The following is a 24,483-nucleotide window of genomic DNA, read 5'->3' as shown; positions in this document are numbered from 1 at the left end:
CAACAGTCCATAGTTAGCAAGTTTAACAACAACTATGGACTTTTGATTCTTGACTTAGCTAACCTTCTGCATGATTTTTTTTAGCGCTGGCGCGAGAAGATTTAGCAGTTGACTTGGATCCCTGGGTCGAAGCTCGCTCACGAGAAGTTGTGGATTTACTGGTCTGGCGAGGAGATTTTTTGGTGGATGCTTTAGTTGCTAACAATTCTAGGGCTGTAGATAGCGTTACATCTTCTGGGGATTGACCTTCTGGGATACCGACGTTAATTTTGCCGTGCTTAATATAGGGTCCATAGGGGCCATCATAAATATTTACCGGCGTACCTTCTTGGGGGTGCATACCCAATTCGCGCAAAGCGGTCTTGGAATTGCTGCGGCTGGTTCCGCGTCCCTTTTTTGGTTCGGATAATAACTCCAATGCTCGTTCCAGGGAAACTGTCAACACATCATCACCAGCTTTGAGGGAGCGATAATCTTTTCCTTCCTTCCCCTGGTCGTGAACGATGTAAGGACCAAAACGCCCTAAACCGGCTTGAATTTTTTTACTTGTAACCGGATGGAGTCCCAGAACCCGGGGTAACGTCAAAAGACCCACAGCCATCTCCAAGGTGACATTTTCTGGAGTGACACCTCTGGGTAGAGAAGTTTGTTTTGGTTTGGGATTTTCTTCGGTTTTATCACCTAACTGTACGTATGGGCCATAAGCGCCAATTTTGACATAAATGGGTTCGCCAGTTTCTGGATGCCGACCTAATTGGTCAGGTCCCACTGTTTTTTGCCGCAGCAGTAATTCTACCTGTTTAGGGTCAAGGTCAGATGGTGTGAGGTCTTTGGGAATTGAAGCAGTAACCACAGTGCCATGATTATCAACTTCGATGTAGGGGCCATATTTGCCAATTCGGACTTTGGCCTCTAAATTTTTCAGTAATACGGTTAATACGGTTCTGGCTTGAGTGGTATCGATTTTACCTTCTTGTTCTTTAACTAAAGTTTCTAAACCTTTGTCTCCGAGATAAAACTCCCGTAAGTAGGGCAACCAATTAGCTTCGCCTGTGGCGATGTCATCTAGGGTTTGTTCCATCTTGGAGGTGAAACTGGGGTCTACAACATCCGGGAAATGGTTTTCTAGGAGATTGGTGACGGCGAAGGCGGTGAAGGTAGGAATCAAGGCGTTGCTAACCAATTGAGCGTAATCCTTGTCGATGATCGTGCCGATAATACTGGCATAAGTACTAGGGCGACCAATACCTTCACTTTCTAAGGTTTTCACCAGGGTAGCTTCAGTATATCTAGCTGGTGGTTGGGTTTCGTGACCAATGGCTTCTAGGTCGGTACAATCTGGATGATCCCCAACTTTTAGAGAGGGCAAAATTACTTCCTGATCTTCTAAAGCCGCATCTGGATCATCGGAACCTTCCACGTAAGCCCGCAAGAATCCGGGAAAATCAATGCGTTTACCAGAAGAACGAAACCCAGCGTCTTCAACTTGCAATTGAACGGTGATTTGGGTTTGACGAGAGTCAGCCATTTGACTGGCGACGGTACGTTTCCAAATCAATTCATAAACAGCAAGCTCCCGACCGCTTAAACCAGTTTCTTGGGGGGTACGGAAAGTGCTACCAGCGGGACGAATAGCTTCGTGGGCTTCTTGTGCGCCTTTGGATTTGGTGGTGTATTGGCGCGGTTGGGGACTGAGGTAGTTTTTACCGTAAAGTTTTTCTACACAGCTACGAGCAGCGGTGATTGCCTGATCAGATAAATGCACTGAATCTGTCCGCATATAGGTAATATACCCTTGCTCATACAAATTCTGGGCAATTCGCATGGTGTCTCTGGCTGAGAGACGCAGTTTGCGGTTGGATTCTTGTTGCAGTGTCGAAGTAGTAAACGGTGGCGCGGGTTTACGGGTTACGGGGCGTTCATCAATGCTGTTGACGCTCCAGGTTTTTCCGGTCAGGCGTTCCTGGAGAGCTAGAGCTTGGTCTTCGTTGAGCAACAAGACATTGCGACCTGGGGCTATTTGTCCGGTGGCTGCATCGAAGTCGCTACCAGTGGCTATTTTTGTTCCTGCGAGTGTGGTTAATTGGGCTGTAAAGAAAGTTTTTTCTTGCATCAAGCTAGCTTTTAAATCCCAGTACCTACCTTGATGGAAAGCGCGACGTTGGCGTTCCTTTTTGACTAAAAGTCGCACAGCTACAGATTGCACTCGTCCAGCAGATAATCCCCAGGCGATTTTTCTCCACAGCAGGGGAGAGAGGGTATAGCCAACTAAGCGATCCAAAATTCGCCTTGTTTCTTGGGCGCGAACTAACTGCTCATCAATGTTGCGGCAGTTTGTCAAAGCTTTTTTAATAGCCTCTTGGGTGATTTCGTGAAATACCATCCGCTTGGTGGGAACTTTTGGCTTCAGCAACTGGTACAAATGCCAACTAATGCTTTCACCTTCCCGGTCTTCGTCAGTTGCCAGAATCAATTCATCTGCTTCTTTGAGGGCATCTTTAAGCTGGGTAACAACTTTCTTTTTGTCTTTGGGGACAACATACACCGGTTCAAAGTCTGCGTCTACATTTACCCCCAGCTGGGCCCAGGGTTCCGCTTTTACGGAGACGGGAATTTCACTAGCCGATTGAGGTAGGTCACGTACATGACCCATGGACGCTTCTACCCGATAGTCTTTTGGCAGGTAGTTGCGAATGGTACGAGCTTTGGTCGGAGATTCGACGATGACGAGAGTTGACATGGAAATTTCAAGAAGAAGAGTAGCTTTGAAGCTAAAAAATGGAGTTGAGTTAATTTCGGTGAAATGTCAAAATAAAACGTCACGCTTAGGGCTGTGACTTTATCCTTACACAAACTGCCCAAAAGGGGTAAAATTCTCTTAACTTCATATACTGTGCTGCTGTTGAGAATGGCAGAAGTAACCTTTGAGAGTCAATAGACAGTTATTTCCATCTTTAACTTATCTGAGGCACAATTGGCGAATACAGTTTCCACAATACCCATAATCTTGACAAGGCGGTATTCATGGGCAAAGCTACTGACATTGGGTTTTTAAAATCTTGAGATTGGGGCTTTGGGGAGTGAAAATGTGAATTGGTTAGGTTACGAGAGGCTCTGGGAATAGATAGAATAAACTCAGCTAGCCTTAATGTCTAATGGTCAAAACCTATATATCTCATGGATTTTGCTAATCTTACATCCCAGTTGAATGCTGGAACGATTTTGCCAGAGGGTATTGTAATTGTCACCCTCTTGGGGGTTTTGATTGTTGATTTGATTTTGGGACGTACATCTTCACGGTGGATTGGATATCTGGCCATCGCAGGTTTAATGGCTGCGGTTGTCGCCCTCTATCTTCAATGGGACGCGACTAATCCCATCTCCTTTACTGGTAGCTTTGTTGGTGATGACCTCAGTATTGTCTTTCGCGGCATTGTGGCCTTGTCTGCTGCTGTAACTATCTTGATGTCAATTCGCTACATTGAGCAGAGTGGTACTCCTTTAGCAGAATTCATCGCTATTTTGCTAACTGCAACTGTAGGAGGGATGTTTCTGTCAGGTGCTAGTGAGTTGGTGATGATTTTTATCTCACTAGAAACTCTTAGTATCTCCTCTTACTTACTCACAGGTTATACCAAGCGTGACCCCCGCTCTAATGAAGCTGCACTCAAATACCTGTTGATTGGAGCTTCCAGTACGGCAATATTTTTATACGGTGTTTCGCTGCTGTATGGTTTATCGGGTGGACAAACCGAGTTAGGCGCGATCGCTGATGGTATTGCCACAGCTAATGTTGGTCAATCCTTAGGTTTGGTAATTGCGCTCATTTTCGTGATTGCAGGTATCGGCTTCAAAATTTCTGCTGCTCCGTTTCACCAGTGGACTCCAGATGTTTACGAAGGCGCTCCCACCCCAGTAATCGCCTTTCTATCCGTCGGTTCCAAAGCGGCTGGGTTTGCTTTAGCCATTCGCTTACTGACAACAGTTTTCCCTCTTGTTGCTAACGAATGGAAATTTGTTTTTACTGCCCTTGCAGTTCTCAGTATGGTGTTGGGTAACGTAGTCGCCCTAGCACAAACCAGTATGAAACGGATGCTGGCTTATTCATCCATTGCTCAAGCTGGGTTTGTGATGATTGGCATGATTGCGGGTACTGAAGCAGGATATGCCAGTATGGTATTTTACCTATTGGTCTACCTATTCATGAACCTGTGCGGCTTTACTTGTATCATTTTGTTCTCCATACGCACAGGAACCGACCAAATTGCCGAATACTCTGGCTTGTATCAAAAAGACCCACTCTTAACCTTAGGCTTGAGTATCTCCCTACTTTCCTTGGGTGGAATTCCGCCATTAGCTGGTTTTTTTGGGAAAATTTACTTGTTCTGGGCTGGTTGGCAAGCTGGACTTTATTGGTTAGTTTTGCTGGGCTTAGTTACCAGTGTAGTCTCCATCTACTACTACATTCGCGTAGTCAAAATGATGGTAGTCAAAGAACCCCAAGAAATGTCTGAGGTGGTGCGGAATTATCCAGAAGTCCGGTGGAATTTGCCTGGATTTAGACCTTTACAAGTGGGATTGATAGTAACGTTAATTGCCACTTCTATTGCAGGGATTTTGTCCAATCCCCTATTTACACTGGCTAACAATTCTGTCTCTCATACCCCAATGCTACAAGCAATAACTGTTGAGACAACTCAAATAAGTGCAATTTCCACACAGCAACCAGAAGATTTGTAGATTATACTTTTGTTAATTCATCGCTGAAGTTGTAGGGGTGCAACTGATTGCACCCCTACCGTCTCAGGTATGTATATCAGGTAACAAGGAACAGGTAAAAAATTTTGATTTCGTGAGAATTTGTGTGACATACTTTCACACTTGCATTGATGCCTGGGATTTAGAGTGATTCCTTCACCAATCGTTGGTCAGATGCTACTGCCAGCAGTTCTTCTACAATATCCCAAGCCGTTGCACATTCAGGAGAGGAATCACCTTTAAGTGCACAAATTCTTCGAGCTTCTTCCCTTGCCACTTCTATTTCATCCTCAATAAAGATGCGTTTTGGCTTTTCAAACAAATCACTTTTTCTGAGGATATCGGTAATTGATATGATTCCTAACAATTTACCTTTAATTACGGGAGCGCGACGAATACGCGTATTAGCAAATAACCGAGCTACATACTCGACACCTAACTCAGGATTGACCACAATACAAGGCTTAGTCATAATTTCGTAAACTCGCACTTGTTTAGGGTCTTTACCGTAAGCAGCAACTTTATACACAATATCAGTTTCGCTGATTATGCCATAGGGATCGTTTTCTGTACGAGGTTCCACAACTAGAGAACGTAATCCTTTATATTTCATCAAATCCACTGCTTCTGCCACTGTTGCTGAACCAGAAATTTTAATCACTTCCGTGGTCATTATGTCTTCAGCTTTCATCATATGGTTAGAAATTCCTTTGAATAGTTGAATTGAACAATGTTGTTGGGTAATTAGTGGACTATGGAAAAAAACAATGAATTCTGAGATTTAATCCTCGTAGATTCTTGCTTCTGGAGCGTCAGGGAATTCTTCACAATACATGGCAAAATTGCTTTTTGGATTTTCAACAAAGTCACTTTTTCTGAGAATATCGGTAATTGATATAATTCCTAACAATTTACCTTTAATTACGGGAGCGCGACGAATACCTGTACTAGCAAACAAGCGAGCTACATACTCGACACCTAACTCAGGATTAACCACAATACAAGGCTTAGTCATAATTTCGTAAACTCGCACTTGTTTAGGGTCTTTGCCATAGGCGGCAATGTTGTAAACAATATCAGTTTCACTTATGATGCCATAGGGGTCATTTTCTGTGCGTGGTTCCACAACTAGAGAGTGAAGTTTATTTTCTTTCATCAGTGTTAACGCTTCCGTCACTGTTGCTGAACCACGAATTGTTACCACTTTTGTGGTCATAATTTCTTCTGCTTTCATCATAGTTAAACTCCTAGAGAAATGAGTGTGAATTTGTCAGATTTTGCTTGGATTAGGTAAATGTCTCGAATTAGATCTTAAGGAAGTCGATTTACTAATCACCAACATTTGCTCGTGATTAGTATCAGATGTAGTTGATGGTCTAAAACTGCTTTTTATACCAGGTGCATAGGCTTCAATTACACTTCCATCCAGACAGCGCATCACCATGAGATAGTCACAAAATCGACACTCTGTACGGATAATTTGATTAACTAAACAATGTCTGTCAGCTAGTTGTCTATCAGTTAAAAACTGACGTTGTGCTTGACCACCGCAATTAGGACATCGTATTATCTGCGCTCTCTGCATAGAGCAATTTCCTCAAGAATGGTTAAAGTATGTTGGTTAGAGCTGTGCTGAATTTTTCATAAGCAACTACCCCAACAATTTTTTCTAATGGTTCACCATTTTTAAAAAAAATAACTGTAGGGATACTGCGGATGCCTAAACTTTTAGCAACACTTTGGTTCTGATCTAAGTCTAATTTGACTACTTTGGCGCGATCTTTGAATTCTTCAGCTAGTTTATCCATTAAAGGACTAACCATCTTACAAGGTCCACACCAAGTGGCGGTGAAATCTACTACAACCAGGTTATTCTGACTTAAAAACGACTTAAATTCGTGTTCTTGGATATATTCAACAGTGGTCATAAGAACTCCTTTTTGAATTTTGATACCATTATTTGTTATCTAACTTTATAAGTAGCAATAGGTTGCTCTGGGAAATTAAAATGATTGATTGCTAATTATGAAAGCCGAAATAGTAAAAGATAAGGTGCAATGGCAATGAGTGAAGTTATCTGTTGACAAAGAGTTGTAACCATGATGAAATAAAACTTTCAGTCTTCTTATTGTTTTCCTCTTACGCATAAAATAGTCCTGCTTTTTCCTTTATTTTTGCGTCATGCAGATAGAATTTGTTTTCCTGGGGGTGATGAGTTTTTTCCCAACACTTAAGGTTGTTTGGTTAGGCAGCAAACTAGACTCAGAAAAAGAAGCTTGTAAAAATTGACTCACTATTTCAACTGAGCGATCGCCATTAATCACAGTTAGACAACCTTGGCGACGATAATGCTGAATTAAGGGAGCGGTTTGTTCTTGATAAACTTCTAGTCGCCTACAAATGAATTCAGGATTATCATCTGAACGACCCCGTTGTTGCAACCTCTGTACCAAAACATCAATTGGGACATAAAAACTGAAAACTCGGTTGTAAGAATGCCGTAAAGTTTCTAATAATTCATCCAGAAACCTTGCTTGGGATAAATTACTAGGAAATCCATCTAATATCCAACCTCGTTGGGCAGATGAATGACTCAAGCGGTGGCGGATGATATGAAAGATTAAATGGTCTGGAACCAAATCACCTTTCTCTACATACGCCTTTGCCTTCAAGCCTAAAGAAGTTTTGTCAGCGATGGCCTGACGTAATATTTCACCAGTGGAAATATGCGGGATTTGCCATTGTTTCGACAGTATAGCTGCTTGGGTACCCTTACCAGTACCTGGTACTCCCAGCAAAATCAATCGCATTCCAACACCCCCTATCACGAACTGAAAATGAGATGAAATAAACAACTAAGAACATAGCTCTGTGCAATAGATGTGTAGTTTCCTTGTTGTTGAAACCAATAGCTGAAAACTTACCAGCTAAATGCAGAGATAAAAAGACGCTTTTAAAGGCTTCAACCATCTCACTCATTAACTGGCAGTGACCGTTAGTTGAGATATGATGTTGACAGAGGTAATTGAATTGTGGAAACAATGACATCTGAAAAATCAAAAGACCATTACCTGTGGAAAAAGCTAGACCAAGCCCGGAGAGCTAAAGCAGCCGGTGGTGGATATGCAGGCTATGGTTCACCTGCTTTTGGTCAACAATCGGTTGCTGGTGAATTAGTAGATAATCCTGCGGAACAAGAGATTATCGAATTAATTCGCCGCCATCACAAGTCAGGAAAATCACTGCCACAAATTGCTACCTGGCTAAATCAACAAGGATATACAACCAAGCGAGGACGCCAATGGCAACCTGTATCGGTTAAAAGAGTTCTAGACAGGCTTTATGGCAAAATGCAAAGAATTTCCGGTATGGATGAAGATTGAATTGGTTCCATTTAGATCCAAACACCAAAAATATCTTCTCTTCTGTTTCAAGGGACTTCAGAACTTCCTATTGGATCAGTTTAAATTGTAACCCATATTTACCTCTTCAAGGTTTATTCTATTGATGAATAAGCTTTTCAGCCTATTTATCTTTTACATCCCTCGTATTATAGCTAAGTTTTGCAAACATAAATGTATATTTTGCGAAGAAATTTACAAAACTTCATATTAATTTCATTATCTATCCATAAATACTCAGTTCAAAAGCCCTAAAGTATTGTGAAATATGCAAATTGATGACCCACAGATTGGCGTTCCCTGTTTAGAAGATGCTATAGATAGGCAGCCATTGGTTGTTTCCCCTGATACCGCCCTAATTGATGTTGTGAATTTAATGAGTCAAACGCGAGGTAATTGTTGTTTATTACCTAATTTCGATTCAACAATTACGTCTGATTCGATGCAAGGGACACGCTCCAGTTGTGTTTTAGTCATGGAGGGAACAGAATTACTGGGCATTTTCACAGAGCGAGATATTGTCAGATTGACGGCGGTGGCTAAAGATTTTGCCAGTGTGAAAATAACTGATGTGATGGCGCATCCAGTGATTACGCTATCAGAAAGTGCATTTCGGGATATCTTTGCGGCACTGTTTTTGTTTAGGCGGTATCGAATTCGCCATTTGGTGATAGTCAATCAAGACAAGCAAGTGGTGGGAATTGTCTCTCCAGAAAGTATTAGGCAAGTTTTACGCCCCACAAATTTGCTAAAAATGCGACGGGTATCAGAGGTCATGACTACTCAGGTGATTCATGCATCACCAACAACTTCTGTTCTCAGCTTGGCGCAGATGATGGCAACTCATCAAGTTAGTTGCATAGTGATAACCAAAATTGATTCCTGGAATGATGTTCTGCATGCTATTAAGCCTGTGGGGATTGTTACAGAACGAGATATAGTACAATTTCAGTCATTAGGACTTAATTTGGCTCAAATTGATGCAAAAACAGTGATGAGTACACCTTTATTTTTGCTTAGTCCGGAAGATTCTCTATGGTCTGCCCATCAAGAAATGCAACGGCGGCGAGTACAGCGATTAGTTGTATCCTGGGATTGGGGAGCAAAGTTAGGTATCGTCACTCAAACCAGCTTGTTACGGATATTTGACCCGCTAGAAATGTATGGAGTTATAGAAACTTTGCAACGAACTGTAGCTGAATTAGAAGCTAAGAAAGAGCAACATCCCAGGGAGGAAACTAACTCTACAGAATTATTTGTACAGCCATATTCAAAACAAGTAGAGAAACAATACATAATTCCTGACGAAAATTTAGATAAGTTGCTTTCCAGTGTTGAAAGCAGGATAGAACATTTGATGAAAAACCCTGATTTGTCCCCAGAATTGCAACAAATGTATTTAAGTTTAGCAACAACAGACATCCAAAAAATTCGCCATGGGCTTGGTTCTTTAGATACCAATAAGTTTTGCCAAAAATCAAATAATAGTGGTATTCAATAAAAAACTATTGCTTATATTTTCGCAAATTTGTGTCATGGTGATACCTAGGGATGGAACCTTGCTTTAGTGCATAGGAAATTCGCCCCAAACTACTTTTAGATATTGCTTGGATGTCTATGACTTCGCTACAACCAGCCCAAATCAAGTCAGAAATTACGGCAATGCCTAGCTGGTTACGTCGTTCCATTGGCAAAGCTAGTGAGCTTTCCACTGTACAACGTATTATTAAGCAACGCCAAATTCATACAATTTGTGAAGAAGGACGATGCCCCAACCGAGGCGAGTGCTATGCACAAAAAACCGCAACTTTCTTACTATTAGGTCCAGTCTGTACACGTTCTTGTGCTTTTTGTCAAGTAGATAAAGGTCATGCACCAATGCCTGTTGACTCAGAGGAACCAAGAAAAGTAGCAGAAGCAGTGCAGCTTTTGGAATTGAGGTATGTGGTGCTGACTTCGGTGGCTCGTGATGATTTACCAGATCAGGGAGCGGGGCATTTTGTTGAGACTATGGATACTATTCGCCGATTAAATCCAGATACGCAAATTGAAGTGCTGACCCCAGATTTTTGGGGTGGTATCGGTGTTGGGGAATCAGGTCAACGGCAAAGGATAGCCACAATTGTGAAAGCCAAGCCAGCTTGTTTTAATCACAATGTGGAGACAGTGCGGCGGTTAACAGGCCCTGTACGTCGAGGGGCAAAGTATGAGCGCTCTTTGGGAGTGCTGGCCACAGTTAAAGAAATTGATTCGAGTATTCCTACTAAATCAGGTGTAATGCTGGGACACGGTGAAACCAAGGAGGAAGTCATCGAAACGATGGCGGATTTAAGGGCTGTGGGATGCGATCGCCTGACCATTGGCCAGTATATGCGTCCTTCTTTAGAACATTTACCTGTGCAAAAATACTGGACACCAGAAGAATTTGATGCCTTGGCGGGCGTAGCATGGGAAATGGGATTCAACCACGTCCGCTCCGGACCTTTAGTGCGTAGTTCTTACCATGCGGGTGAGGGGGGATGAGGGGTGGGGACAAGTCTAGTCCTCAATCCCCAGTTAAAAGTCCCAAAGACACAAATATTTCTAAAGAATTTGGGTTTTTGGTACAGCTGTTTGGTATTTCTGAGAAAGTCAAGCAAGAAGGAGAACAAGTAATGGCTAAAGTTCAAAATTCACCGGTTCCAGCAACAGGAGCTAAACCCCCATACACTTTTCGTGCTGGTTGGGCATTGCTGTTATTAGCTGTTAACTTTTTGGTTGCAGCTTATTATTTCCACATTATTGAATAATTAGAAGTGGAGTGGTGCTGTTCAAATCGTACCTTTAAATAAACCTTTGGGGCGAATGAGCAGCACCAAAATCATCATCAACAACGCTATACCTTGTTTGTACTGTGAACCTATCCAGAGGGTGCTGAGTTCTTGGGCTACACCAATAATTAAAGCCCCAGCGATGGCTCCGTAGGGATTACCAATACCTCCTAAAATGACTGAAGCGAATAAGGGTAAAATCAAAAACCAACCCATATTCGGGCGGACAGCTGTAATCAATCCATACATACTCCCACCTAAGGAGGTGAATGTACCAGCAATGATCCAAGTCCAAAGGATGACTTGTTCTACATTAATACCAGAAACTCTAGCTAAATCTAAATCATCTGCAACGGCTCGCATTGCTTTACCAATTTTGGTATTTTGCAGGAGATAGTGCAGCCCCAAAATTGCTAGCACGGCTAACCCCAATACCAACAATTGATTTTGCGGTATCCTAAGACCAAAAATATTCAAAGCAGTGGTCACGGGTAATTGATAATTTTTGTTCTGGCCTCCCCAGAGAAAAATAATGCCATTGCGTAAGAATAAAGCCAGTCCAATAGAGATAATAATCAGCGTGGTGGAAGTGGCACGAATAGAACGCATTCTTGACCACAATAGTTGTTCTGAAAGCAGCATTGCTGCTACTGTTCCCGTTGCTGCCAAAATCATGGATAGCCAAATATTGATGCCAGCGGCATTTACTAACAAAGTCAAGTACGCTCCTAAAGTGAGAAAGTCCCCGTGAGCAAAATTAGATAAGCGTAAAATACCGTAGGTAAGTGTAAGTCCCACCGCTGCTAAAGCAATAATGCTTCCTACAGCAATGCCATTGATAATGAGTTGGGCAATTTGTGTATCCATTAGTTTGATCTCAATAGTTACTCCTGAAAATACCTGGAGGTTGATTTCAGATAATCATGCTTTTTACTAGTTATCAAAACTATAAGTTATCAATTGTAAACAAAAGGCAATAGTAAGTTAATATACATAAAATCTTGTTCTCTTTTTTGTGCCTCGCCAAAGTTGTTCAGCGGTCTAGCCGACCATGCAGCAATATTCAAGCTTACCAGAACAAAACTCATCTGTAGATGAAACGTCAACACTTTTGACAACAATACAGCAACTTAGTGCCGAGTTGTGGCTGGAGCGCAGCTTGAACCAGTTGCAAAGTCGCCTTAATGATTGCCTACTTGTGGGTTATGGTAGTGTATTACAGTGCAGAACCACAGCAGCAGAAATCTTCCAAACTGCGGTGAACGAGCTGAGCATAGCCTTTAATGGTATGACAGTGGCCATCGCCCTGTTTCAACCCAAGGCAGAAATTGCTCAAATTTGTTATATTTCTTACTCTTCCTCGCCATCTCCACAGTTTATATTTCTAAAGCAGGAAGACAAAAAATTGCAATGGCAACTCCAAGCAATCATAGCAGTGGAAGATTTAGAGCGGCTGGAGAGCGAAGAACCAAATCATGTGCGGTGCTTAACTGACGATGCTGGGGCTGTGATTGGTTGGCTAATCATTTCTAAAACGCTGCCAAAGTATGATCAAAAATCACTCACACCATACCAATCTCAACTGAGATCGCAATTGCTGGAACGAGCCATTAAGCAGTGTGTGACTGCACTGGCACAAATGCAAAAAATACAATCTTTGCAGCAACAGTCGCAACAGTTAGGTAGTTGTAATGAAAAACTGGAGCGCACCAATCAACTTAAAAACCAGTTTTTGGCTAATACCAGTCACGAAATTCGTACACCGTTAAGTTCTATCATCGGTTTTAGTCAACTACTCTTAGCCCAAGGCTACAAACCCACCAAAGAAAATCACCAAGAGTATTTAAGAATCATTCAATCCAGTGGTAAGCACTTACTAACGCTGATTAATGATATTTTAGACCTCTCCAAAATTGAAGCTAATCAGCTAGAGGTGGAATGGGAAAATATTAATGTCCGAGAAATGTGTCGTAATGTTTTGGCACTAGTCAAAGAGAAAGCAGCGAATAAGGGTTTGAAACTAGATCTGAAATTACACCCTGATGTCACAACTATGGTTGCTGACCCTTTGCGACTGAAGCAAATGCTGTTGAATTTGCTGTTCAATGCCCTCAAGTTTACCAAAACAGGTACTGTTGGTTTAGAAGTTTTGCCCAAAGATGGATTTGTACATTTTATTGTTTGGGATACTGGTGTTGGCATTTCCCCAGAAAACCAAGAGCAACTATTTCAACCTTATTTTCAAGTTGCTAATTCTGTAGTTCATCGCAGTGAAGGTAGTGGTTTGGGGTTAACCGTAACTCGGAAATTGGTGGAAATTCATGGTGGTTGGCTGGAAGTGGAATCGGAAGTTGATCATGGTTCGCGTTTTACCATCATCCTTCCTGTGAAACCTGTGGGAGAACTAGAGAAATATGAATTAGATTTGGAGAAGATAGTGGCTTCTGACCAAGACAAACATCAACAGGAGGAAGGAGAATCTACACTAATTGTCCCTAGTTCTTCTCTGAATATTTTGTTGGTGGAAAATGATTTACCCAATGGCGAGCTGATCAGAATTTATCTAGGTACATTGGGATATCAGGTAACTTGGGTCAAAAGTGCTGGGGAAATGTGGTCAGCACTTACACAGTTAAATCCAATAGTGATTTTAATGGATATTCTCCTGCCAGATGGAAATGGTTTAAAACTGGTACAGCAGCTACGGGAAAGACCCAATTATCAAATGATTCCAGTAATTGTGCAAACAGCAATGGCAATGAAAGGCGATCGCGAAACTTGTTTAGCTGCTGGAGTCGATGAATATATCTCTAAACCTATTGATTTGCCTGTTTTAGGTAATCTGGTAGCTAAGTATTGTAAAGTGTCGAGTAGGGTTACCAAAACGGGGCATTAGTCAAGAACATTCATTTTTTATCTAAGATAGAATTGGCTAGGTGCTATGAGGTATACCCGGATTGGGGAATCATGTTGACAGAAAAACTTGAACAATTAAAAGTTTTATTTCGCGAAATGGAGCAGGCTTTAATTGCTTACTCTGGAGGTATTGATAGCACTTTGGTTGCCAAGATTGCTTATGATGTGTTGGGGGATAGCGCTTTGGCGGTAACAGCCGTTTCACCTTCGCTGTTGCCTGAAGAATTAGAAGATGCGAAAATCCAAGCAGCAACCATGGGAATTGCCCATAAAATTGTCCAAACTCACGAAATGGACAATCCCAATTACAGTTCTAATCCTGTCAACCGTTGTTATTTTTGCAAAAGTGAGTTGCATGACACTCTCAAACCCTTAGCTTTGCAGCTAGGTTATCCTTACGTGGTGGATGGGGTGAATGCTGATGATTTACACGATTACCGCCCAGGAATTCAAGCGGCTCAGGAAAGAGGGGCGCGATCGCCATTAGCAGAAGTGGGTGTGACTAAAGCTGAAGTCCGTCAACTTTCAAAACAACTCGGTTTACCTTGGTGGGATAAACCCGCTCAACCTTGTCTGAGTTCTCGTTTTCCTTATGGTGAAGAGATTACCATAGCTAAGTTGCAAAGGGTGGGTAGAGCAGAAATTTATTTACGAAAGCTGGGTTGGCAGAATTTGCGCGTGCGTTCTGAAGGCGATACAGCCCGGATTGAATTGTTACCAGCAGATATCAGAGATTTTGTCTTAAACACCGATTTACAGTCAGTAGTCTCTGCATTTCAGGGTTTGGGATTTATCTACGTTACCCTGGATTTAGAAGGTTATCGTAGTGGCAAGTTAAATCAAGTTCTTCAGCACTCACCAATGGTTCACTAAATGTCTGTGTTGGTAATTGGGTTTGTGCAAATTGCCAAACTCGCCATGATAGAAATGAAAACGCAGCCTTGCTGCAAGCTGCGGATAATCCCCAGGTGATGATGCAAACTCTCGACAATGCTTACCCAATATAAAAAACTCTTGACAAGAGTTTTTTGTTGAATTTATAGAATAACCTGATGGGAAGTGCTAAGATTTAGGCCAAGTAATTAATGTTTCTTTCTTATTCTGTGGCTAGAGCTAGTACAGCAATTGGTGTCAGTCCAATAATTAAGGAGATTGTGCAAAAACAGGCACATTCGACACGTTTAACTCTAAAAGAGGTTATTCTTATGGGGATGTTAGCTATTGACAAGTTAGATGATCAAAGTCGTCAAGAGTTAGCCGATCAAGTTCATCAAATGCAGGTGAATGGGGAAATTTGAGCCAGAGGAATTTAAGTGGCGCAGTTTCAACGGAAATTACAAAGTAACTAGGAATCCATAGGGCTTGTTTTCCATAGGGTTTTGGATATCCAGCTTGACCATATCTACGACTGAATGCACCCTTTAATACATTAACAATTTGAGATATTGAAAGTTTGGGTGGAAAGTCAATTAATGGGTGGATGTGGTCTGGTGCTGGGTTGATATCAAGGACTTGAAAATCCGTCTTTTAGCCACTTGTAGAAATGATTTGTGGATTATTTCAAGACTTTCATTAGTAAAAAATTTTCTTCTGTAGTTAGTAGCAATGATCTTCTAATTGTTAGAAGTTCTCAAAGTTAGCGATCGCATTCTTCATTTTATCCACCACTTCATCCACAGGTATCGCCCCCAACTCTCCAGCCGCACGAGTCCGGATACTTAAGCTGTTGGATTCAAATTCTTGGGCTCCCACCACGGCCATTACTGGTATTTTTTCTTTTTCCGCATTGCGGATAAGTTTACCCAAGCGCTCGCCACTGCTATCGACTTCTGCACGAATACCCGCAGCAACCATTTTGGCTGCTACCTGTTTAGCAAAATCTAGCTGTGCTTCGCCTACAGGTAACAATTTGGCTTGTACAGGTGCTAACCATAGAGGAAAATCCCCAGCATACTGTTCAATCAAAATCCCAATCAGCCGTTCTAGAGAACCAAAAGGCGCGCGGTGAATCATCACCGGGCGTTTGCGGGAACCATCTTCAGCCACATACTGCAAATCAAAACGTTCCGGTAAGTTGTAATCTACCTGAACAGTTCCTAACTGCCATTCACGTTCCAAAGCATCACTAAAGATAAAATCTAGTTTAGGTCCATAAAACGCAGCTTCCCCAATCCCCTCAAAGTATTCCATTCCCAACTTTTCCACTGCGCGGCGAATTGCCCCTTCGGCTTGATCCCAAACTTCATTAGAACCGATATACTTATCACTGGCTGGGTCACGGAAGCTCAGTCTAGCTTTAAAATTCTTTAACTGTAGACTCTTAAACACCGACAAAATCAAGTCCACCACATTCAGGAATTCACTGTCTAGCTGTTCTGGAGTAACAAACAGGTGGGAATCATCCACTGTAAAACCCCGCACCCGCGTTAAACCGCCTAATTCTCCTGATTGTTCATAGCGGTAAACAGTGCCAAATTCTGCCAATCTAATAGGTAGTTCCCGGTAAGAACGTAATTCACTCTTGTATATTTGGATGTGAAAAGGACAGTTCATAGGTTTAAGGACAAAACCTTGCTCTAATGCTGCGGCTTTGTCGTCATCGGACATCAGAGGAAACATATCTTCCTTATATTTTTGCCAGTGTCCAGAGGTCTTAAATAAATCGACTCTGGCAATATGTGGTGTAACCACAGGCAAATAACTGCGTTTTAGCTGTTCCTTCTTAAGGAAATCTTCTAACACATTCCGCAACAAAGTACCTTTGGGAGTCCACAGAGGTAAACCCGGCCCCACTTGCTCAGAAAATATAAATAATCCCAGTTCCTTACCCAGTTTACGGTGGTCTCTTCGTAGGGCTTCTTCTTTGCGGCGCTTATACTCAGCCAGTTGTTCTGAGCTTTCCCACGCAGTAGCATAGATGCGTTGTAATTGCGCCTTGGTTTCATCTCCACGCCAATAAGCACCGGCGACACTTTCTAATTCAATAGCTTTGGCGTTTAATTCACTAGTGTTTTCCACGTGAGGCCCAGCGCACAAATCCCACCATTCATCTCCCAGATGGTAAATTGTGATGGGTTCTTCTTTGATATCTGCTAGGATTTCTAGTTTATAGGGTTCCTGAACTTCTGAAATTCTTTTTTGGGCTTCTTCCCGACTGACTTCTTCGCGAATTACAGGCAATTTGCGACTAATAATTTTGACCATTTCTTTTTTGATGGCTTTCAAATCATTTTCGCTAAATGGTTCTGGACTGTCGAAGTCGTAGTAAAAACCGTTCTCAATCCATGGACCGATGGTAACTTGCGCTTTAGGAAACAGCTTTTGTACCGCCATTGCCATTACATGGGAAGCTGTGTGGCGAATCTTCTTTAATTTCTCTGATTCGCTGGTACGGGGTAAATAAATTTTTTCAGGTTGTTCTGATTGACTGAGAGATGATTTTGGCGACATCGGCTGCTGAACCATTAGCGAAGTGATTGCAAAAAAATAATTTTAGTAGTTGAAGCTCTGAAAAGTCTACCCAAGGACTGGCGACCAATGCAACAAGGCAGAAGCCAACAGTCAAAGAGCTCATTTTATAAACCTTCCATTGATTTTAGAGCGTTGTGCTATGTCCTTTACTTGGTACTACTATTTTTTAGTCAGGAATTCAGCACTGACCAGTGCTGCTCCAAATATAGCGAGATTGCTGACCTTAATTACTGCCAGTTCGACTTTAAATATATCTTATAAATTTTAGCCAGTCAGGGCTGAGAAACCACAAACCAACAGGACACCATTCGCCCTTAACCACCTCCACCTCACGGGAACTACCCTCAGAAGGTAGCAAAGACGCTTTACCTGTGTAGTTAGTACAGTTCTTTTCTATTTTTTTTAGTTGCCCTATTACCCCATCACAATTATTGCAGATTTTTTCACATTCCATCTGAGGAGAGAGCAGAAAAAATGTTAATTTTTGTAAAAAACGTTAAGATTAATAAGGAAGTTAGAAATATACTTTTTATCTATGCGAGACTCGAATTTACCGGGGGCTGAGATGCTAAAAACGGTGTTAGAACCTCTGCTGGAGGATTTTAATTATTGGTTTGCGCGATCGCGTGAATTGTTAGAAACCGGGCAACTCACATTCATGAGTCACGAAGAGCAATCTGATTTACTTTTGCGAGTCAAGCAAGCGCAAGAGGAGCTAAACGCAGCAAAGATGCTGTTTAACGCCACGGATAGACAAGTCGGGGTGGAAATGACGACTTTAATGCCTTGGCACCAATTAGTTACAGAATGCTGGGACATATCAATGCGTTTGCGTCAAGCACGAGAAGCGTGAGGGTGATCTGCTGGTGGATTTCAGTAGGTTGATTGGGATAACAACAGCACAATATACAAGTCGCATTGAAGATACAAAATCCTTAATATTATTTTTATTAACAAGTAATGTATCCCATGCTACTTTAATGTGAATAACGATTAACAAAATTTTCCATAAAAATATGGCGCGCCAAGGGTGCGTTAGGCATTCATCTTCGCCGGATAAAACAATGTAGGCGAAAAAAAACGTTACTGAATAAAGTTTTAAAATTTGCTGTTTTTGGAGGAAAACCCAATGTTACACTTGCTTTACATTTTCGCTTTTACAATTCTTGCTATCATCGCCGTTGCTAACTTAATCCGCAACTTGATTATGTTTAGTGTTGATCGAGAGCAGGTCTATGCGCCTAAAAATTCATCAACCGATCATCAAGGTTATCGTTCCCCCAGAAAACAATTTATCCCCCATCCAGAATTATTAGATAACGCGGGTAATCTCATTAAAGAACCTTTGTTAGTAATGCGTTCGGTCAACGTTGAAGATGCTCGTCAACAGTTAGATGCTCTGTATGAATCTTCTCCAGGACAGAAAATCGACCGTCAAGAAGAGGGTTAATTTTTCACTGTCATCAGTGAGGATTTGTAGCGTTGGGGTTGAGCAATGCTAAACCCCTGTAACTATCAAAAACACAGATCAATTGCAGTTTGAATATTTGTAGTAAGGACTATAGTCCTAAACATTGTCGCTACTAAAGCACTTACAAGAAATCAAGCGGAAGGTTGAAAGCCCCTGAAAAGCCGCAACATAGTTCCGTGCTTTGTGCTTTACAAAGGGACAGTTTAGAATCCTTCCGCCTAAAGGTAGGGGAGAAGTCAAGCACTAATTAAGCTTCAATAAATACCCGGAGATTACCCCGCTTTTTGACAACACGACAAGCTGTAGTATTACCAGAGCGCTCAAACTCCAAATCCAGAATAGTAGGGCCAACTCGCAAATTATGTAATGAGAGACGATTAATTGATTCTGGTAAAGTCGGATCGATAATTCGCAAGCAGTTATTTTGAGCATCAGGTACCAAATTAACTACCATTTGCAGCAGTTGAAAAATACTACCAGTAGCCCAAGCTTGTGGTGTACAAGCCACTGGATAGCGTACGGGAGAATGGTCACCATTACGTTCGTAACCGCAGAAAAGTTCTGGAGGACGTTGATATGGTTGCTGGCTAGTCATATCAAACAAACCCTGGAACACTTCCAAAGCTTGATCAATCAAACCGAGCGATCGCAATCCCATAGCAATGAGAGAGTTATCATGAGGCCAAACTGAACCAATGTGATAACCCATAGGATTGTAAGCTGGGGATAAACTGCTGAGAGTACGAATACCCCAACCATTAAACATGTCTGGTCCTCGGAATCGCTCCGCCACACTATGAGCTTTTTCAGGTGTGAAAATCCCTAAATTCAGACAGTGACCAGGATTAGATGTAATACTGTCCACTTGGTTACCGTCTCCATCCAAAGCCAAGGCGCAGAAATCTTGGTCCTTAATCCAAAAGTCTTGATTAAAATAAACCTTAAGCTGTCTTGCTTCATCCAGCCAGCGTTCCGCTAAGTCCAGCCGGTCCTTGATTTTAGCGATTTTTGCTAGGTGAATTTTGGCTGCGTAAACGTAAGCTTGCACCTCACTCAAAGCAATGGGGCCTTTAGCTAACTCACCCTTATGGTCTACGATACAGTCATTAGAATCTTTCCATCCTTGGTTAAGTAGACCAAGTTTAGATTTACGGTAGTAAGTCAAATACCTATTGTGTTGGAGATGGCCATCAATCCATTCCATCGCAGCTAGAGCATTTGGCCAAAGTTTGTCTATAGTTTCTTGATCGTGAGTCCAAGAGTAGTATTCAGCATACAACATCAACCACAGCGGGGTAGCATCAACCGTACCATAGTAAGGTGTATGAGGAATTTCTTGACAACGAGCCATTTCCCCACATCGGATTTCATGTAAGATTTTGCCTGGTTCTTCTTCACGCCATTCATCCTCTGTTGTACCTTGATATGACGCTAGTATGACCAGGGTTTCTTTAGCAATTTGGGGATTTAACATCAGGGTTTGGGAAGCTGTAATCAGGGAATCTCTGCCAAATAATGCCGAAAACCAAGGTACACCTGCGGAAACAGTCTTATACTTACCAAAGGACTGGCGTAACAAATACAGATCTTGTTCAGCTCGCTCAATTACACGATTGAATATACTTTTATCTGATCTAATCTGTGTAATTTGCTCTATCCATTGTTGCTCTTCCATCAACTCAGCAGCTTTGGCTTGTACTAAGGTAAAAGCTGCACTGACTGTAGAACTGGGCTGATTGTTCGTCAACATATTAACTCTGTAACCCAGCTTTTGAGTTTCGTGAGAAGCTAAATCCAACCGCCAGATAGCAGTGTAGCCTTGGAAATAGTCTGGTTGGCGATACTGAAATTGGATACGGGATTCCATTAATAAGCCATCCAAACCTTGATAGGCCAAGGTCAAAGATTCTTCTCTGGGTGGATGTGTCGGCGCAACACTGTAGCCAGTAAAAGCTGCTTTTTCTTCAGTTATGGATTCTACCAAGCGTAAAATTCTACCCTGTTGTTCTCTTTGGGCACCGCGAACTTCAAACAAATCAACAAAATCTGCATCAAAGCTGATACTTAATTCAAAGCTGATATGAGTTGTGCTGTAATTAGATATTTCAATTTCTTCAAATAGCGCCCCATTGAGGACTATTTCTCGGCGAACACCTACGGTTTCTGCCTTCAAGTTTTCCTCAATACTGGGGTTAGTACACAGAACAGAAACTGCAAACCCTTTTTCAGCAGTACTGCTGAGAAGAATAGGCGATCGCCCAGCAATTTGCAACTCCAGACGACTCAGAAATCGTGTATCAGCGCAAAATAATCCCACATTTGGGTTACCCTCTGTGAGGGAACAGCCAGAAATGTTTCCTAATGTATCGGTGACCAAAAATAAATCATCATCTTTAACCGTCAGAGTTGGTTGTGCTCTTTCACTTACAACAGAAGGCCATTCTGGTACAGGTAATTGTTCTGCGGGAGTAAAAGTTTTGCCATGCAAAGAAATTTTTTCTGGGGTCATCAGTGTATCCGGTGTCATTAGCCAAAGTTCCAATTAAAGGTATTCGTCGATGATGTCAACAGAGAAAGTATTTTTGCCAGGTCATTCCGATATTTTGGAGCCCAATTGAGATTTACATCTTTTTGGCAAAGTAGTAGACAGAGATTTAGCACAAATCCTTATAAGAGTATATTTTCTACATCTAAAGTCAAGGCTCAAAAATGGTGATTTTCAGCTAATTAATCTCCGCCTCAACCTTCTCAGTCCTCATGGAAAGATTATTCTTAGCCAAGATACTAAAATTCCCCCTAGTCTTTGACGCATTCATGGTTTAAGCCCAGCAAAGCTGTCAAATTATGTAGACAATTTTTGGATTTTATTAAAATTTTTGTCTAAAGAAATTCCTTGAATTTAAATAAACTAATACAATATCAAATGAATGTAGAAATATTAAAAATTATAGTCATATTTACCGTTTACTCAGTTAAAACAAACAAAATGTTTTTAACTTCCTAGCAGTTATTACTTAAGTCAGATATGGCAAAAATCAATTAACCACATATAACAGTAGATACTAAATAACGAAAATCTATAAAACTGAAATATTTGTGCGAAAGTTGCAAAATTAAAAACCAAGAAGACTTGAAAGTAGCTCATATTGGCTCCATTGGGCATTTGCTGATAGCAAAATTGTCTGTTGAATGTATATTGGGCCTAGTAACCTATAATTTCCAAATTGATAATGCCAGCAAAGTTGCCAAAAAAAAGCTGAAAAAGGTGAAAAATAAATATATACTCCCATGTGCCTAGGGTAAGACCAATTAATTTACCACTTGTGTGCGTCTCATTCTGGAGATTTTTCTAACGCCGTCACCACCTTTGTGAACAGTGTTGTTAAAGATTCTTTACATATTCCAACTGTTTGCTGCACTTGAGAGTCCGTTGTGATTTGTACAATGCAGCTATGAAGTGAATGTTTTTTGTGATTGGGCTTTTCCTTAACGATATTCATGAGCATTTCGTCTTCCGTGCTGAGTGATCTGCTACAGTCCATAACCTACCTGCGACCCCAGCTATATTTCAAGGCTTCATTAACAGCCCTTTCCCATGCGATGGAAGATCAGGTTTTGGCTGCAACTTTAGAGCAGCCCTTGGTAATTGCTAGCTTCCAACGAGAGCGATACTATCGCCAAGAAGCTCATCGCTATCAACGCTTGGCTTTACGTAGTAATCAAATATACGTTTTATCCGCACTAGAAACGGAGTTTACCAACAGTTCAAAATCTTATGAAAAAATAGCCTTTGAGCCAGAAGATGCCTTAAGTCAAGAATGGCATTTAGTGGTAATTGCTGATAACTATGCTACTTCTCTGGTATGTCGGGAGCAATCCTGTTCCATTGCTAAAAATCAGGAGCTACGAGAATTCACTCCTAGCCTGGATATGGACACAGCTCGCAGGTTTGAAGGTATCTGGACATCAGAAAGGGGAGTTAGTCTCAAAGCAGCTGATTTGCTATTAAAGAGAATTTTGGTTTACAGACCAGACCTGCTAGACAAAATAAACAAAGCACGCCAGAGGTTTGGTATTGGGCAAGCCAGAAGTTTTTCCCCGGCAGAAAAAACTACTGAATTTGCTTGTGATATCGACACTGACCCCTTTGTACAGCGCTTAGTAACTTATCTCCAAGCCAGTCAGTACAAATTGCACAAAGCCTATCGTTCCATTACTGCCCAAGCACGAAAAGAGCGTTTGATCAACTCCATTAGTACAGCAATTCGCCGATCGCTTGACCCCAATGAAGTACTACAAATTGGTGCAGAAGAACTAGGGCAACATCTAGGGGCTAGTCGCTGTTTAATTTACCGCGCTCAAGCTACAGATGCACAGGCGCACATTGAACATGAGTTTTTGATTCCTGGTGTTTTACCCATTTGTGGGCAAAGTTGGCAGTTAGATGAAAATCATTTATTTCAAGAAGTAGTACAAAAGGGCGAGGGGGTTTGTGTAGCTGATACCCAAAGTGACCTTCGTGTGACCAATTCCAGTAAACTTACCACCATTGCCAAAAAATTTGCTATTCGTTCTTGGTTACTTGAACCAGTATTATTTCAAGGACGGTTGTTAGGAATTGTAGAATTGCACTATTGCAACCTACCACCGCACGAGTGGCAACCAGGAGAACTAGATTTGGTAAAAGCCATTGCTACCCAAATGGGTGCAGCTTTAATTCAAGCAGAAGCTTACGCCAACTTAGAAGACCTGAACCAGCAACTAGAAGCCCTAGACCGCACCCGCAGTAACTTAATAGCGATTACCGGACACGAACTCCGCACCCCTTTATCGACAATTCAGGTGTGTTTAGAAAGTCTGGCTAGTGAACCGGATATGCCTTTAGAGTTGCAGCAGGTAATGCTGAATACTGCTCTTTCCGACTCAGAACGAATGCGGAAATTGGTGCAAGATTTCCTCACCCTGTCCAACCTCGAAAGCGGCCGAGTAGAATGGCATCCAGAATCCCTCACTTTACAAGAATGTGTGGATTTAGCCCTCAGCCGACTTCGCACTCGTTCTTCCACAGAACGACTTCCCCAAATCAAAACTCAGATTAACCAAAATTTACCTTTGGTCAGAGCTGATGGTGATTGGCTGGTGGAGGTAATAGCAAAACTGATCGACAACGCTTGTAAATTTACGCCACCTCAAGGAAAAATTACGATTACAGCCACCCAAAACAACAATGAGATGGTGGAGGTGACGGTGGCTGACACTGGACGCGGTATCGAACCCAATCGACTGGAAATAGTTTTTGACCGTTTCTATCAAGAAGAAGGAGCGTTGCGACGTACCACTGGCGGTACAGGTTTAGGACTAGCAATTAGCCGCCAAATTGTCAATGGCTGGAGTGGAGAAATTTGGGCAGAATCAAATGGTAAAGACCAAGGTAGTGAATTTCATTTCACTGTTCCCATCGCCCAGGTTAATCAACAGGAAAAACGGACGGCTGTCAATAGCAGTTCCTAATGTCTCTTTCAGAGGAGAGCTTCTCCCCAAGATAATTGGTAATTCTTAATTTTTGAGGTTTATGTAGAAATAGCTCCTTAACCAGTCCCTTAGTTAGGAAAAAAGAAACTTTGACTAAAAACTGTTACAGTCTATAACGCGATGG

At 41.8% G+C, this 24,483-nt stretch carries 20 protein-coding genes and 1 pseudogene; 11 read left to right on the top strand and 10 right to left on the bottom strand.

Annotated features, from left to right (window positions below; genetic code table 11):
• Window positions 1–58: 58 nt before the first annotated feature.
• Complete coding sequence (gene topA, locus NWP25_RS06915; protein WP_280649416.1) at window positions 59–2,740, bottom strand: type I DNA topoisomerase; 2,682 nt, start codon at window positions 2,738–2,740, stop codon at window positions 59–61.
• Between the two features lie 437 nt (window positions 2,741–3,177).
• Here topA and NWP25_RS06910 point away from each other — a divergent pair, with 437 nt between their 5' ends.
• On the top strand, window positions 3,178–4,740 hold the full coding sequence (locus NWP25_RS06910) for an NAD(P)H-quinone oxidoreductase subunit N (RefSeq protein ID WP_280649415.1): 1,563 nt from the start codon (window positions 3,178–3,180) through the stop codon (window positions 4,738–4,740).
• A gap of 160 nt (window positions 4,741–4,900) precedes the next feature.
• On the opposite strand, the gene NWP25_RS06905 is transcribed toward NWP25_RS06910, so the two are convergent.
• The 5 genes from NWP25_RS06905 to NWP25_RS06885 all read right to left on the bottom strand — a co-directional run bounded on the left by NWP25_RS06905 (window position 4,901) and on the right by NWP25_RS06885 (window position 7,568).
• Window positions 4,901–5,452 carry a CBS domain-containing protein gene (locus tag NWP25_RS06905; RefSeq protein WP_280649414.1) on the bottom strand — a complete coding sequence of 184 codons (552 nt, stop codon included), beginning with the start codon at window positions 5,450–5,452 and terminating at the stop codon, window positions 4,901–4,903.
• 87 nt (window positions 5,453–5,539) lie between these two features.
• On the bottom strand, window positions 5,540–5,995 hold the full coding sequence (locus NWP25_RS06900; RefSeq protein WP_280699064.1) for a CBS domain-containing protein: 456 nt from the start codon (window positions 5,993–5,995) through the stop codon (window positions 5,540–5,542).
• Window positions 5,996–6,028: 33 nt separating this feature from the next.
• A complete protein-coding gene (locus NWP25_RS18515) occupies window positions 6,029–6,343 on the bottom strand; it encodes a hypothetical protein (RefSeq protein WP_313959065.1) in 315 nt (104 codons plus the stop codon).
• A 22-nt stretch (window positions 6,344–6,365) separates the two neighbouring features.
• Window positions 6,366–6,686 carry a thioredoxin gene (gene trxA, locus NWP25_RS06890; protein ID WP_280699062.1) on the bottom strand — a complete coding sequence of 107 codons (321 nt, stop codon included), beginning with the start codon at window positions 6,684–6,686 and terminating at the stop codon, window positions 6,366–6,368.
• Window positions 6,687–6,926: 240 nt separating this feature from the next.
• Window positions 6,927–7,568, bottom strand: coding sequence for an adenylate kinase (locus NWP25_RS06885; RefSeq protein ID WP_313959064.1), 642 nt, complete (start codon window positions 7,566–7,568; stop codon window positions 6,927–6,929).
• Window positions 7,569–7,799: 231 nt separating this feature from the next.
• Here NWP25_RS06885 and NWP25_RS06880 point away from each other — a divergent pair, with 231 nt between their 5' ends.
• From NWP25_RS06880 to psaX, 4 genes are all read left to right on the top strand, one after another.
• Window positions 7,800–8,141 (top strand): recombinase family protein, encoded by a 342-nt coding sequence (locus NWP25_RS06880; RefSeq protein WP_280649411.1) that lies wholly within the window; start codon window positions 7,800–7,802, stop codon window positions 8,139–8,141.
• 286 nt (window positions 8,142–8,427) lie between these two features.
• Window positions 8,428–9,660 (top strand): CBS domain-containing protein, encoded by a 1,233-nt coding sequence (locus tag NWP25_RS06875; RefSeq protein WP_280649410.1) that lies wholly within the window; start codon window positions 8,428–8,430, stop codon window positions 9,658–9,660.
• 116 nt (window positions 9,661–9,776) lie between these two features.
• The gene (gene lipA / locus NWP25_RS06870) at window positions 9,777–10,682 is read left to right on the top strand and encodes a lipoyl synthase (protein WP_280699079.1); all 906 of its coding nucleotides are present in this window, start codon (window positions 9,777–9,779) and stop codon (window positions 10,680–10,682) included.
• A 131-nt stretch (window positions 10,683–10,813) separates the two neighbouring features.
• On the top strand, window positions 10,814–10,948 hold the full coding sequence (gene psaX / locus NWP25_RS06865; RefSeq protein ID WP_239726898.1) for a photosystem I protein PsaX: 135 nt from the start codon (window positions 10,814–10,816) through the stop codon (window positions 10,946–10,948).
• 21 nt (window positions 10,949–10,969) lie between these two features.
• Here the strand turns inward: psaX and NWP25_RS06860 are convergent, their stop codons facing one another.
• Window positions 10,970–11,836 (bottom strand): branched-chain amino acid ABC transporter permease, encoded by an 867-nt coding sequence (locus NWP25_RS06860; RefSeq protein ID WP_280649409.1) that lies wholly within the window; start codon window positions 11,834–11,836, stop codon window positions 10,970–10,972.
• A gap of 184 nt (window positions 11,837–12,020) precedes the next feature.
• On the opposite strand from NWP25_RS06860, the gene hrmK reads away from it, so the two are divergent.
• The 3 genes from hrmK to NWP25_RS06845 all read left to right on the top strand — a co-directional run bounded on the left by hrmK (window position 12,021) and on the right by NWP25_RS06845 (window position 15,183).
• Window positions 12,021–13,865 (top strand): hybrid histidine kinase/response regulator HrmK, encoded by a 1,845-nt coding sequence (hrmK, locus tag NWP25_RS06855; RefSeq protein WP_280649408.1) that lies wholly within the window; start codon window positions 12,021–12,023, stop codon window positions 13,863–13,865.
• A gap of 71 nt (window positions 13,866–13,936) precedes the next feature.
• Window positions 13,937–14,758 (top strand): ATP-dependent sacrificial sulfur transferase LarE, encoded by an 822-nt coding sequence (gene larE, locus NWP25_RS06850; RefSeq protein ID WP_280656940.1) that lies wholly within the window; start codon window positions 13,937–13,939, stop codon window positions 14,756–14,758.
• Window positions 14,759–14,970: 212 nt separating this feature from the next.
• Window positions 14,971–15,183 carry a hypothetical protein gene (locus tag NWP25_RS06845; protein WP_280649406.1) on the top strand — a complete coding sequence of 71 codons (213 nt, stop codon included), beginning with the start codon at window positions 14,971–14,973 and terminating at the stop codon, window positions 15,181–15,183.
• On the opposite strand, the pseudogene tnpA reads toward NWP25_RS06845, so the two are convergent.
• Both tnpA and thrS read right to left on the bottom strand, forming a co-directional pair.
• Window positions 15,104–15,495, bottom strand: a pseudogene (gene tnpA / locus NWP25_RS18660) (IS200/IS605 family transposase). The gene NWP25_RS06845 and the pseudogene tnpA overlap by 80 nt on opposite strands.
• Window positions 15,496–15,505: 10 nt before the next feature.
• On the bottom strand, window positions 15,506–17,350 hold the full coding sequence (gene thrS / locus NWP25_RS06840) for a threonine--tRNA ligase (RefSeq protein ID WP_280699059.1): 1,845 nt from the start codon (window positions 17,348–17,350) through the stop codon (window positions 15,506–15,508).
• A 541-nt stretch (window positions 17,351–17,891) separates the two neighbouring features.
• On the opposite strand from thrS, the gene NWP25_RS06835 reads away from it, so the two are divergent.
• Together NWP25_RS06835 and NWP25_RS06830 are read left to right on the top strand one after the other, a co-directional pair.
• Entirely contained in the window at window positions 17,892–18,209 is a 318-nt protein-coding gene (locus tag NWP25_RS06835; protein WP_280649404.1) for a DUF2605 domain-containing protein, read from the top strand.
• A 276-nt stretch (window positions 18,210–18,485) separates the two neighbouring features.
• Complete coding sequence (locus NWP25_RS06830) at window positions 18,486–18,806, top strand: DUF2973 domain-containing protein (protein ID WP_280699057.1); 321 nt, start codon at window positions 18,486–18,488, stop codon at window positions 18,804–18,806.
• Window positions 18,807–19,074: 268 nt separating this feature from the next.
• On the opposite strand, the gene NWP25_RS06825 is transcribed toward NWP25_RS06830, so the two are convergent.
• Window positions 19,075–21,354 (bottom strand): amylo-alpha-1,6-glucosidase, encoded by a 2,280-nt coding sequence (locus NWP25_RS06825; protein ID WP_280649402.1) that lies wholly within the window; start codon window positions 21,352–21,354, stop codon window positions 19,075–19,077.
• A gap of 971 nt (window positions 21,355–22,325) precedes the next feature.
• Here NWP25_RS06825 and NWP25_RS06820 point away from each other — a divergent pair.
• Window positions 22,326–24,338 carry a DICT sensory domain-containing protein gene (locus NWP25_RS06820; protein WP_280699055.1) on the top strand — a complete coding sequence of 671 codons (2,013 nt, stop codon included), beginning with the start codon at window positions 22,326–22,328 and terminating at the stop codon, window positions 24,336–24,338.
• Window positions 24,339–24,483 lie beyond the last annotated feature (145 nt).

This window comes from Umezakia ovalisporum Ak1311 (genome assembly GCF_029891685.1).
In the GTDB taxonomy this organism is placed as follows: Bacteria; Cyanobacteriota; Cyanobacteriia; order Cyanobacteriales; family Nostocaceae; genus Umezakia; species Umezakia ovalisporum.
The sequence above is the reverse complement of the archived record's forward strand: the minus strand, read 5'-3'. Positions and strand labels throughout refer to the sequence as shown.